Genomic DNA, 13,419 nt, shown 5'->3' with positions numbered 1-13,419 from the left:
ATCCGGTTGTCCGTGGCAGGCAGATTGCGCGGCGACGACCTTGTCATCCCGCCGCCATGTCTCCAGACAGGCAACCGGTGGGCGATCCGATGCTGAACTGCTCCATGTTTGCAAGGGAGAACGTGATGTTGAGATGGTCTGTCCTGTTCTTCGTCATCGCCCTGATTGCGGCGGTACTGGGTTTCGGCGGCATTGCGGACGGCGCGACCGAAATCGCCAGGATACTGTTCTTCGTTTTCCTTGTTGTTTTCGTTGGCACACTCGTCGCGGGGCTCCTGCGACGCTGATCCTCGCTGCGACTGCGCGGCTGAATGACCCCTAGAAAGGATGCCTGATGACTATTGAGCCCAAATCTGAAAGTGCTCCGTCCGATACCGTGAAGGATGAGAAGGTGAAGGGCTGGCAGGCACAGGCTGTCGATGGTGCGGGAACTGCCGTACGTGCCGTGGAGGCCGAACTCGCGCTTGCACGCGCAAATATGGAAGCGGGCCTGCGCAACGCGAGGGCGCAGGTGCGCGATGCGCGCGTGGCCGCCGGTGAAGGCGTGCGTCACGCTGCAACTGCCACCCATGCCTATGTCAGCGAGAATCCATGGAAGGCTATGGTGATCGCCGCTGCGGCCGGACTGGTTGCGGCCCTCCTCTTCCGGCGGCGCTGAACCATTTCCAACCCATTCGGACGGGTCCGGGCGGCGGCCTATCGCGAGGCACCGGCTAATTGCGCGGCGCGTAGTGACCTCGAATCCGCAAAGACGAGAGCGGACGAGTCCGGGCCTTCGGCAGTGCTTGACCCCGATGGCCTGAACGCGCTTGACGCGTGGTGGCGCGCAGCCAATTACCTGGCGGTCGGGCAGATCTATCTGCTTGACAATCCCTTGCTGCGGCAACCGCTGCTTCGTGCGCACATCAAGCCCAGACTGCTCGGACACTGGGGGACGACGCCTGGGCTGAACTTCATCTACGCCCACATGAACCGGGCGATCCGTCACCACGACCTCGACATGATCTTCATCGCCGGCCCCGGTCATGGCGGTCCAGCGGTGGTCGCCAATACCTGGCTCGAGGGCAGCTACAGCACGGTCTATCCCGATGTGACGCAGGACGCTGACGGCATGCGCCGCCTGTTCCGCCAGTTCTCGTTCCCTGGCGGCATCCCGAGCCATGCAGCACCGGAGACGCCCGGTTCCATCCACGAAGGCGGCGAACTCGGCTACGCGCTGCTGCACGCCTATGGCGCGGTGTTCGACAACCCGGACCTGATCGCCTGCTGCGTGGTTGGCGATGGCGAAGCCGAAACCGGGCCGCTGGCTACCTCGTGGCACTCGAACAAATTCCTGAATCCACGCACCGACGGCGCCGTGCTGCCCGTTCTGCACCTGAACGGATACAAGATTGCCAGCCCGACCATACTCGCCCGCATCAGTCAAGCCGAACTGGAGAGCCTGCTCACCGGCTACGGTCACGCACCCATCTTTGTCGAGGGGGACGATCCGGTACAGATGCACGGTCTGATGGCAGCGGCGATCGGCAAGGCGATTGCGGCCATCCGCGACATCCAGCATCGGGCGCGCCAGGGCACCTACATGAGCCGGCCGCTGTGGCCGATGATCGTGCTGCGCTCGCCCAAGGGGTGGACCGGCCCGAAGGCGGTCGATGGCCTGAAGACCGAGGGCAGCTGGCGCTCGCACCAGGTGCCCTTCGGCGACATGGACAATCCGCAGCACCTGCGCCTGCTGGAACAGTGGATGCAGTCCTACCGGCCGGAGGAACTGTTCGATGCCAATGGCGTGCCCCGACCGGAACTGCTCGCACTGGCACCGCATGGTACGCGCCGCATGGGCGCCAATCCACACGCCAACGGTGGCACCCTTTTGCGCGATCTGCGCCTGCCGGATTTCCGCAGCCACGCGATCGACGTGCCGGCGCCTGGCGCGGTAGTGGCCGAGGCGACGCGGGTGATGGGCTGCTTCCTGCGTGATGTGATGCGCGACAACCCGCACAGCTTCCGCCTGTTCGGTCCGGACGAGACCGCGTCCAACCGGCTGGGGGCCGTATTCGAGGTTACCGGTCGCACCTGGATGGCACAGCGCTTCGATGCCGACGACCATCTCGCGCCTGATGGCCGGGTGATGGAAATGCTGTCGGAGCACGCCTGCCAGGGCTGGCTCGAGGGCTATCTGCTGAGCGGACGGCACGGCCTGTTCAGCTGCTACGAAGCCTTCATCCACATCGTCGATTCGATGTTCAACCAGCACGCCAAGTGGCTAAAGGTGTGCCGCGGCATACCGTGGCGCCGCCCGGTCGCCTCGCTCAACATCCTGCTCACCTCGCACGTCTGGCGGCAGGACCACAACGGCTTTTCGCATCAGGATCCCGGCTTCATCGATCACGTGGTGAACAAGAAGGCCGACATCATCCGCGTCTATCTGCCGCCGGACGCCAATACGCTGCTCTGCGTGACCGACGTCTGCCTGCGCAGCCGTGACCGGGTGAACGTGATCGTTGCCGGCAAGCATCCGGAACGGCAGTGGCTGTCGATGGAGGCAGCCATCGATCACGCCAAGGCCGGCATCGGCATGTGGGAGTGGGCGTGCAGCGACAGCGCGGGCGAGCCTGACGTGGTGCTCGCCGCTTCGGGGGACGTACCGACGCTGGAGATGCTGGCCGCCATCGACCTCTTGCGCGGCTTGGCTCCGACGGTCAAGGTGCGCTTCATCAACGTGGTCGACCTGATGACGCTGCAGCCGCGCGAGGAGCATCCGCACGGCCTGTCGGACGACGAGTTCGTGTCGCTGTTCCGGCCCGACGTTCCCATCCTGTTCGCGTATCACGGCTACCCGTGGCTGATCCACCGCTTGACCTACCGGCGGAGCAACCACGGCAACCTTCATGTGCGCGGCTACAAGGAGGAGGGCACCACGACCACGCCCTTCGACATGGTGGTGCTGAACATGCTCGACCGCTTCCACCTTGTCATGGACGTCGCCAGCCGCGTGCCGATGCTGCAGCCGCAGGCCGCGCACATCAAGCAGCGCATGCGCGACCGTCTGAACGCCCACCGCCAGTACATCCTCGATTATGGCGAAGACATGCCGGAGATACGCAACTGGCAATGGCCGACGCCGCCAGCCGCCTGAGCCTCCGCCAGCCCGGGCGCCACCGGGCTCAGTGCTCGTCCTCCGCCTGAAAACATGTTGCGTGCGCTGCCGTACATACCCATGTGCAGCCACTCGCTATTCTTTTCGTGCTGTGTCGGATTCCTCCGGATCCGTTGCGGCAGAAGGGCCTTGTTGATGATGTTCGCATCAGTCGAGCTGAGCGCCGGTGCGGGCCTGCAGTTTGCCGGCGCCTTGTGCCGCACCGGCGCTGCAAGGTGCCAAGTCCTCTCTATGGTGTCCCGTCAGGACATCGTCCCCATGCCTCATCAGGAGATTTCCATCATGAAACAACCGGGCAAATACCTCTCCGCAGTCATCCTTGCCGTGGCTCTCTTGACCGCGGGCGGTTGCGCATCCACCGCGAAGCAGGAGGGTACAGGCGAATATGTCGACGACACGGTCATCACGACCAAGGTGAAGGCGGCCATCCTTAATGACCCGGTGTTGAAGGTGGCAGAGATCAACGTCGAGACCTTCAAGGGTGTCGTGCAGCTGAGCGGCTTCGTCAGTACGCGGGTCATGATGGACAAGGCTGTCGCGGTGACGCGCGCAGTCGGTGGTGTGAAGTCGGTCAAGAACGACATGCGCATCAAGTGAGTGGTCGCCCACCGCAGCCCGTAGGCGCGAACAGGGTCCGGCCGGGGGCCGGATACACACTTCAGCCCGCACGTGCGGGCGCCGTTGCGGCCAGCGGAAGGTCTCAGCCGTGAGTGCCCTGCTGTCTGCCGGCGCGCGATGGCGCGCACGGAGACGACGTCGCCACGATGCGCGGCGCGTTGAGCGCGCGCCCGACGACGAAACGCCGCTGCGCGGTGGCTTGCTCAGCGCCGAACAGATGGCGCAGCACGGCAAGGAACTGGCCGCTTCGCACACACTGACTGCCGCTCGCCTGCCGGACCGGCTGCTGGCGCGACTGGCCGAGAACGAGGTCGAGCTCGCCGGCGTCAGCGCTCTGCTGGCCGAGGCAGCGACCGAAAGCCGGCGCATCACGCCGGCGGCCGACTGGCTGCTCGACAATTTCTACCTGATCGAAGAGCACATCCGCGCGGCCGAGCGGCATCTGCCCAAGGGCTACAGCCGCGAACTGCCGCGCCTCGCGCGCGGCCCGTCGGCCGGGCATCCGCGCGTGTATGACATCGCAATGGCCGCCGTGGCGCACGGCGACGGTCGCGTCGACACCGAAAGTCTGGGCCGCTTCGTGGCCGCCTACCAGACGGTATCGCCGCTGACGATAGGCGAGCTGTGGGCGGTGCCCATCATGCTGCGTCTTGCGCTGATCGAGAATCTGCGCCGGGTGGGCGCGCACGTGGCCGCCTGCTGGAATCAGCGCACGCTGGCCGGCGTCTGGGCCGACCGCATGACGGAGGCGGTCGAGCGCAACCCGGCTGGACTGATCCTCGTAATTGCCGACATGGCGCATTCGAAACCGCCCATGGTGGGCGCCTTCGTTGCCGAACTGGCGCGCAGGCTGCAGGGGCGCGGCCCGGCGCTGGCGCTGCCGCTGACCTGGATCGAACAGTATCTGTCCGAGTCCGCGCTGACGATCGAACAGCTCGTGCAGCAGGAGAACCAGCAGCAGGCAGCCGACCAGCTGTCGATCAGCAACAGCATCGGCAGCCTGCGCGTGCTCGGGGCTGCAGACTGGCGCGATTTCGTCGAAAGCCTCAGCGTGGTCGAGCAGATCCTGCGTCGGGACCCGGACGACATCTACGGCCGGATGGATTTCTGCAGCCGCGATCACTACCGCCATGCCGCCGAAGCCATCGCGCGACGCGGCGGCGTGAGCGAGAGCGAGGTCGCCCTGAAGGCGCTCGAACTGGCGAGCGCCGGTGCCGCGATCCAGCCCGGGCGCATCGGTCACGTCGGCTTCTACCTGGTGGACCGCGGACTGCCTGAACTGGAGCGCGCACTCGGTATTCGTCCGTCGGTCGCCAGCGCGTTGAGCCGCGCCTTCGATCGCGTGCCTCTGTTGCCCTATCTTGGCAGCATTGCGATGCTGACCGCGCTGGTCGAAGCCTGGCTGCTGGCCGGTGTGCCGCTCGATCGCGTGCCCGGCTGGGCGGGCGGACTGGCGCTTTACGCACTCGGACTGCTATTGCTGCCGGGCGTGAGTCAGCTCGCACTTTCGCTGGTGAACTGGCTGGTGACACTGCTGGTGACGGCGCACCCGCTGCCGCGCATGGATTATTCGGCGGGGGTGGAAGAGGGTGCCCGCACGCTGGTCGTGGTGCCGACGATGATCACCGGCGAGGCGGCCGTCGAATCGCTGGTGGAAGCGCTGGAGGTGCGCTTTCTCGCCAACCGCGACCCGCGCCTGCACTTCGGGCTGCTCACCGATTTTGCCGACGCGCCGGTGGCCACGCAGTCGGGCGATGATGCCCTGCTGGCATTGGCGCGCATGCGGATCGAGGAACTGAACGAGAAGTATGGCGACGCGTGTGCAACGCTGAGCGGCGACCGCTTCTTCCTGTTCCACCGCGCACGGCGCTGGAATCCGCAGCAGGGCGTCTGGATGGGCTACGAACGAAAGCGCGGCAAGCTGTCGGAGCTGAATGCGCTGCTGCGTGGCCGCTTGCCCGAACAGGACGGCGAGGTGTTCTCGCTGGTCGTCGGCAATACCTCGCCGCTGCGCGACGTGACCTATGTGATCACGCTGGATACCGACACCCAGCTGCCGCGCGACGCCGCCCGCCAGTTGGTCGGCGCCATGGCCCATCCGCTGAACCGGCCGCGCTACGACCCGGTGAAGCGACGCGTGGTCGAGGGCTACGGCATCCTGCAGCCGCGGGTGGTGACCAGCCTCCCGGCTGCTCGCCGGTCGCGCTTCGCGCGCATGCATGGCGGCGAGCCGGGCATCGATCCGTACACGCGGGCGGTGTCCGACGTCTATCAGGACGTGTTCGGCGAAGGCTCCTTCATCGGCAAGGGCATCTACGACGTCGATGCCTTCGAACAGTCGCTCGGCGGGCGCTTCGTGCCGAACCGCATCCTCAGTCATGACCTGCTGGAAGGCTGTTACGCACGCGCCGGGCTGCTCAGCGACGTACAGCTGTTCGAGGACCATCCGGCGCAGTACGGCGCCGACGTCGCACGCCGGCACCGCTGGATACGCGGCGACTGGCAGCTTGCCGGCTGGCTGAAGCGCCGCGTGCCCTGCATGTGCCTTTGCGACGCCGCGGAAGGAACACGCCTGCAGTCCAACCCGCTGTCGCTGCTGGCGCAATGGAAGCTCTTCGACAATCTGCGCCGCAGCCTGGTGCCACTGTCGCTCGTGCTGATGCTGCTGCTCGGCTGGACGCTGCTGTCCTCCGCCTGGATGTGGACCGCCGCGGCGCTCGCCGTCGTGCTGCTGCCGGCGCTGTGCGCGAGTCTGACCGATCTGCTGCGGAAACCTTCCGACGTGCTGCTGCACCAGCATCTGTCCATGGTCGGACGCGCTGCGCTGCGCCACCTCCGGCTGGCCGCTTTCGAACTGGCCTGCCTGCCGCATCAGGCGCTCTACAGCATGGACGCGATCACGCGCACGCTGTGGCGCATGCGGGTGTCGCACCGGCGCCTGCTGGAATGGAATCCGTCCGGCGAGGTGGATCGCCAAGCGGCGTTGCACAGCACACGCGCAGGCCACCTGAAGGCAATGTGGATAGGGCCGGCGCTGGCGGCAACGACCGCGCTGCACCTGGGCGTCGCCGTGCCGCAGTTGCTGCTGGCCGCCGCACCGGTGCTCCTGCTCTGGGCCAGCTCGCCGGCGATCGCCTGGTGGGTAAGCCAGCCGCTCAGACGCCGCGCCGTGCGGCTGTCGGCGGCACAGACCGATTTCCTGCGTGGCCTGGCGCGCCGCACCTGGGCCTACTTCGACAACCTGGTCGGCAGCGAGGACCACGGGCTGCCGCCGGACAACTACCAGGAGTACCGCGTCGCTGCCATCGCCCACCGCACCTCGCCGACGAATATGGGGCTGGCGCTGCTGGCCAACCTGTCGGCCTGGGACTTCGGCTATCTGTGCGCCGGACCGATGCTGGAACGCAGCGCATCGACGTTGCGCACGATGGCGGGGCTGGAACGGTACCGCGGCCACTTCTACAACTGGTACGACACGCAGACGCTGTTGCCCATGCCGCCGCTCTACGTGTCGTCGGTCGACAGCGGCAATCTGGCCGGCCATCTGCTGACGCTGCGCGCCGGCTTCGCAGCGATGGCCGATCAGCCGCTGCTGCCGGTCCGGCTGTTCGCCGGTCTTGACGACACCGCGGCGCTGCTCGCCGAAGCGGTCGAGGTCGACGCGGCACGGCGAGTGACCGTGCTGCGCGGCGAACTGCAGGCGCTGTGCGTTGCGCCGCCGGACAGCCTGATCGCCGTCGCCGCCGCCCTGCGACGCCTGCAGGTGCTGATCGGCGAGCTGGACCTGCCGCTTGCGCCGGGCAGTGATGCCGTTACGTCCGAGGCCGCGACGTGGGCTGCAGCGATGCGCCGCCAGTGCGCCGACGCCCTCGACGAACTTGCGCTGCTGACGCCCTGGATTTCGATGCCGCACCCGGCAGGCTGCCTGATGGATATGTCGCCGCTGCTTGAGGCGATGCCGACGCTGTCAGCGCTGGCCGGCATGGATCACGCGCTCGGCGCGGGCATCCGGCACAGGCTTTCCGCCCGTACGCAATTGGATGAATACGAGTGTTCGGCGGAACAACGAGCCTGGCTGGACGCGCTGCAGCACCATCTTGGCGAGGGCAGCCGCCGGGCGCGCGAGCGACTGGCGCAGCTCGCTGCGCTGGCCACGCAGGCGGCCAGTCTAGCCCGCATGGATTATGACTTTCTGTACGACTCCTCGCGTCATTTGCTGACCATCGGCTACAACGTGCAGGAGCGTCGCGCCGACAGCAGCTACTACGACCTGCTGGCGTCCGAGTCGCGCCTGTGCAGCTTCGTCGCCATCGCCCAGGGACAGTTGCCGCAGCAGGCGTGGTTCGCACTCGGACGTCTGCTCACGTCTGCGGGCGGCGAGCCGGTGCTGCTGTCCTGGAGCGGATCGATGTTCGAGTACCTGATGCCGATGCTGGTGATGCCGTCCTTCGACGGCACGCTGCTCGACCAGACCTGCCGCGCCGCGGTGGCGCGGCAGATCGAGTATGGACGGCAGCAAGGCGTGCCCTGGGGCATATCGGAGTCCGGCTACAACACGGTCGACGCGCATCTGAACTACCAGTACCGCGCCTTCGGTGTACCGGGCCTGGGCCTCAAGCGCGGTCTGGCCGACGATCTGGTGGTCGCGCCCTATGCATCGGTGCTCGCCTTGCTGGTAGCGCCGGATGAAGCCTGCACCAACCTGCAGCGCATGGCCAGAGAGGGATTCGTCGGGCGCTACGGCTTCTTCGAGGCCATCGATTACACGCCGGCCCGCCAACGGCGCGGTCAGACGCGCGTCGTCGTGCGTGCCTTCATGGCGCACCACCAGGGCATGAGCCTGCTTGCGCTGGCTTCGCTGTTGCTCGACCGTCCGATGCAACGGCGTTTCGCATCCGACCGACTCTTCCAGTCGGTCATGCTTCTTCTGCACGAACGCATTCCCAAGGCCTCCGCGCTGTTCAAGCATACGGCTCAGCTGCATGCGCTGCGCTCGACGTCGCTGGCATCGCAAACACCGATTCGCGCCTTCGACACACCGGACACGTCGATACCCGAAGTGCAACTGCTGTCCAACGGCCGTTATCACGTCATGGTGACCCAGGCCGGCGGCGGTTACAGCCGGTGGAAGGATCTGGCGGTCACGCGCTGGCGCGAGGACGGCACCTGCGACGACCGCGGCAGTTTCTGTTATCTGCGAGAGCTGGACGTCGCTGGCGGCGCGCCGAACATGTGGTCTGCCGCGCACCAGCCGGTGCAGGGGCGCGCACTGTCCTACGAGGCGATATTTTCCGAAGGCCGCGCCGAATTCCGCCGCCGCGACGCCAGCGCCGATGGCGACGGCGAGTTCGAGACGCATACCGAAATCGTGGTGTCGCCCGAGGACGACATCGAACTGCGCCGCGTGCGTGTCACCAACCGGACGTCGACGCGTCGGCGCATCGACGTCACCAGCTATGCCGAAGTGGTGATCGCGCCGGCAGCCTCAGACGCGTTGCATCCGGCATTCAGCAATCTTTTCGTGCAGACGGAGATCCTGCGCGACCGCCCGGTCATCCTGTGCACCCGGCGGCCGCGCTCGGACGGCGAGCCGGTGCCGTGGATGCTGCACCTGATGGCGGTGCATGGCGTCGATGCTGAGCAGGTGTCGTGCGAAACCGACCGCATGCGCTTCATCGGCCGCACCCGGACCTGCGCCGATGCACTGGCGATGGACACGGCGACGCTTTCTGGTACCGATGGCGCCGTACTCGATCCGGTGGTGGCCATACGCAGCGTGCTTGCGCTGGACGCTGGTCAGTCGGTCACGCTGGATATCGTGACCGGTGTGGCGGACAGCCGTGACGTTGCGCTGGGACTGGTCGACAAGTATCTCGACCGCCATTTGTCCGACCGCGTGGTCGATCTGACGTGGACGCACGGGCAGGTGGTGCTGCGCCAGCTAAACGCCACCGAAGCCGAGGCGCAGCTGTATGCGCGCCTCGCTGCTTCGGTGCTGTTCGCCAACCCCACGCTGCGCGCCGATCCGGCGGTGATGATGCGCAACCGGCGCGGGCAGTCCGGGCTGTGGGGGTACGCCATATCCGGTGACTTGCCCATCGTGCTTCTGCAGATTGCCGATGCCGCCAATATCGACCTCGTGCGCCAGATGGTTCAGGCGCACGCCTACTGGCGACTGAAGGGGCTGGCGGTCGATCTTGTGATCTGGAACGAGGATCACGCCGGCTACCGGCAGATGCTGCAGGAGCGGATTGCTGGGCTGATTGCCTCCGGCATGGAAGCCAGCGTGATCGATCGGCCGGGCGGCATCTTCGTCCGTCAGGCCGAGCAGATATCGGGCGAGGACCGGGGGCTGCTGCTGTCGGTTGCGCGCATCGTCGTATCCGATGGCAGAGGGTCATTGGTCGAGCAGATCGAACGGCGACCCATCTTGCCCGTCAGAGTGCCATGCTTCATCGCGCGGGTCGCCGTCCCCCCCGAGACTGCAACGCCCGACCGTGGCCCGGCGGATGCCGCGGGGCGGTCGCATTTCAATGGCCTGGGCGGGTTTTCGGGCGATGGCCGGGAGTACATCGTTTCACTGGCGCCGGGACAGGTCACGCCGGTGCCTTGGGTGAACGTACTGGCCAATCCTCACTTCGGCACCGTGGTATCCGAGAGCGGCAGTGCCTACACCTGGTGTGACAACGCGCACGAGTTCCGTCTGTCGCCCTGGTGCAACGACCCGGTCAGTGATGCCGGTGGCGAGGCGTTCTATCTGCGCGACGAAGAGAGTGGCTGCTTCTGGTCGCCTGCACCTTTTCCGGTGCGTGGGTCGAGTGCCTTCACCGTGCGCCATGGCTTCGGGTACAGCGTTTTCGAGACCGATCATGATGGTATTCACTCGGAGCTGTGGGTATTCGTAGCTATCGACGCGCCGGTCAAGTTCTCGCTGCTCCGCGTCCGCAATGTGTCCGGTCGAGCACGCAGCCTTTCGGCAACCGGCTATGTGGAATGGGTTCTGGGCGATTTGCGGGCAAAGTCCGGCATGCACGTGGTTACCGACATGGCGCTGCGCAGCGGTGCGGTCTGCGCGCGCAACTCGTACGGCACGGAGTTCGGCGAGCGGGTTGCCTTCTTCGATGTCGATGATCCCTCGCGTACGGTAACCGCCGATCGCACCGAGTTCATTGGTCGCAATGGCAGCTTGCGCTCGCCCGCCGCCATGCGGCGACAGCGCCTGTCTGGTCGGGTCGGCGCCGGCCTGGATCCGTGCGCCGCAATCCAGGTCGGTTTCGATCTGGACGACGGGCAGACGCGCGAAATCGTGTTCCGCCTCGGTAGCGGGCACAACCAGGAGGATGCCGGCCTTCAGATGCAGCGCTTCCGCGGTAGCGCTGCCGCCCACGCGGCGCTGGATGCGGTACGCGCGCGCTGGAATCGCACGCTGGGTACCTTGCAGGTGCGTACATCCGATCAGGCTCTCGACCTGCTGACCAACGGCTGGCTGATCTACCAGACGCTGGCATGCCGTGTCTGGGCGCGCAGTGGCTTCTATCAGTCTGGTGGTGCATTCGGTTTCCGCGATCAGTTGCAGGACATGATGGCTCTGGTGCACGCGGAGCCTCAGGCGGTGCGCGCGCATCTGCTGCTGTGCGCCAGCAGGCAGTTCGTAGAGGGCGATGTGCAGCACTGGTGGCATCCACCGTCCGGTCGTGGGGTACGCACGCGCTGTTCGGACGACTACCTTTGGATGCCATCCGCCGTATGTCGATATGTGGAGGCCAGCGGCGACATTGCGGTGCTGGATGAGGAGGTGCCCTTCATAGAAGGTCGTCCTGTTCACCCGGAGGATGATGCCTATTACGACCTGCCTGCACCAGCGACCGCAACGGCCAGCTTGTACGAGCACTGTGTTCGCGCCATTCGGCACGGACTGCGTTCAGGCAAGCACGGACTGCCGCTGATGGGCTCAGGCGACTGGAATGACGGAATGAACCGCGTCGGCATCAAGGGGCGCGGCGAGAGCGTCTGGCTGGGCTTCTTCCTGTGTCAGATTCTGCGACAGTTTGCCGTTCTTGCGCAGACACGGGGGGACAGTGTGATGGCCGATCTGTGCGCGGTCGAGCGAGCACGCCTGCTTCGCATGATCGAAGCGCACGCCTGGGATGGTGCCTGGTACCGTCGTGCCTGGTTCGACGATGGCACTCCGCTGGGCTCGGCGACGAATGCGGAATGCAGCATCGATTCGATTGCGCAGAGCTGGTCGGTATTGTCCGGCGCGAACGAGGGCGACATGGGCAGAGCGCGGCTTGCCATGCAGTCTCTTGAAGCCCGCCTGGTACGCCGCGCCGATGCACTGGTCCAGTTGCTTGATCCGCCGTTCGACGCGGGTGGCCTCAATCCTGGCTATATACGTGGTTATGTGCCAGGGGTACGCGAGAACGGCGGCCAGTACACTCAGGCGGCCGTCTGGGCGGCGATGGCCTTTGCGGAACTGGGGGATGGCGAGCGTGCCTGGACGCTGGCCGACATGATCAATCCGGTGAATCACGCGCTGTCACCGGAAGCGATGGCAGTCTATCGCGTCGAGCCCTATGTCATGGCGGCCGATGTCTGCGCGGCTGCTCCGCACACCGGGCGTGGTGGCTGGAGCTGGTACTCCGGCTCCGCTGGCTGGATGTACCGGCTCCTGCTCGAATCACTGCTCGGTTTCACACGCACGGGCGACACGCTGCGCATCCGGCCCTGCATGCCGCCGGAGTGGCGCGACTTCGTCATCGATTACCGCTTCGGCGAAACCTCGTACCACATCGTGGTGGAGCGCTCGGTGGCAGACCGCGAGCGGCCGGACAGCCTGGTCACGCTGGATGGCGCCTACTGTCGGGACGGCGCGGTGGTGCTGGTCGACGACCGGCAGCCCCACCGCGTCGAGGTGAGCCTGCCGGGCTGACCCGTCCGTCGGCATGTCGCATCTATGTACGACAGCGTACCGACCCTTCGCACACGAAGTCCTAATCTTCGTGTCATGCACCGGCGATTTCGCAGGTGTGTCAATCAGAGAGAGGGTATCCGATATGAACTGGGACACTGTTGAAGGCAACTGGAAGCAATTCAAGGGCACCGTCAAGGCGCGCTGGGGCAAGCTCACCGACGATGAGCTCGACATGATTGCCGGCAAGCGCATGGAACTGTCGGGCCGCATCCAGGAGGCCTACGGCCTTACCAAGGAGCAGGCGGAGCGGCAGATCGAACGCTTCGAAATCCTGCACAAGTAAGCGCCGGGAAAATCGTCCTCCGGGGCCGAGCTTCGCCGCGCCGACTGGCGTGATGGAGAAGAAGCGCCGTGAGGACGGCGAATCGGCGATTTCGCAGCCGGCGGTCGGTTCGGCCAACCGGGCCACCGTCGGCACTCGAGACGAGACGGAGATTCCGATGAATACACCCGCTATCGGCCGGGCCGGACGCAGCGACGATTCCGGCCATTACGCGAAAGGCATCCCGTGCCCCCGCTGCGGGCGCGCCGCCTACCGCGTACAACGCAATTTCATGGACCTGTTCATCAACATGTTCGTGTCCGTCCACCGCTACCGCTGCGGCTCGATGAGCTGCATCTGGGAAGGCAATGTGCGCCTCAAGCGCCTGCCCTGAGCCCGGAGATGCGC

The 13,419-nt window shown here is 66.0% G+C and carries 7 protein-coding genes; all 7 read left to right on the top strand.

Annotation, left to right across the window (positions count from 1 at the left end):
* Positions 1-125 precede the first annotated feature (125 nt).
* Complete coding sequence (locus A3Q7_RS0110250; RefSeq protein WP_026224698.1) at positions 126-287, top strand: DUF1328 domain-containing protein; 162 nt, start codon at positions 126-128, stop codon at positions 285-287.
* Between the two features lie 47 nt (positions 288-334).
* On the top strand, positions 335-658 hold the full coding sequence (locus A3Q7_RS19750) for a glycine zipper domain-containing protein (protein WP_077231350.1): 324 nt from the start codon (positions 335-337) through the stop codon (positions 656-658).
* Positions 659-781: 123 nt separating this feature from the next.
* On the top strand, positions 782-3,136 hold the full coding sequence (locus A3Q7_RS0110240) for a phosphoketolase family protein (protein ID WP_018411779.1): 2,355 nt from the start codon (positions 782-784) through the stop codon (positions 3,134-3,136).
* A gap of 303 nt (positions 3,137-3,439) precedes the next feature.
* Complete coding sequence (locus A3Q7_RS0110235; protein WP_026224697.1) at positions 3,440-3,754, top strand: BON domain-containing protein; 315 nt, start codon at positions 3,440-3,442, stop codon at positions 3,752-3,754.
* A 109-nt stretch (positions 3,755-3,863) separates the two neighbouring features.
* Positions 3,864-12,707: a GH36-type glycosyl hydrolase domain-containing protein gene (locus tag A3Q7_RS0110230; protein WP_018411777.1), complete on the top strand. Its 8,844-nt coding sequence runs from the start codon at positions 3,864-3,866 to the stop codon at positions 12,705-12,707.
* A gap of 124 nt (positions 12,708-12,831) precedes the next feature.
* Entirely contained in the window at positions 12,832-13,032 is a 201-nt protein-coding gene (locus A3Q7_RS0110225) for a CsbD family protein (protein WP_018411776.1), read from the top strand.
* Between the two features lie 157 nt (positions 13,033-13,189).
* A complete protein-coding gene (locus A3Q7_RS0110220) occupies positions 13,190-13,405 on the top strand; it encodes a hypothetical protein (RefSeq protein ID WP_157278169.1) in 216 nt (71 codons plus the stop codon).
* Positions 13,406-13,419: the final 14 nt, after the last annotated feature.

This window comes from Methyloversatilis thermotolerans (assembly GCF_000372885.1).
Lineage (GTDB): Bacteria > Pseudomonadota > Gammaproteobacteria > Burkholderiales > Rhodocyclaceae > Methyloversatilis > Methyloversatilis thermotolerans.
Note: the sequence above shows the minus strand (reverse complement) of the source record. Positions and strands in the feature narration are given on the sequence as shown.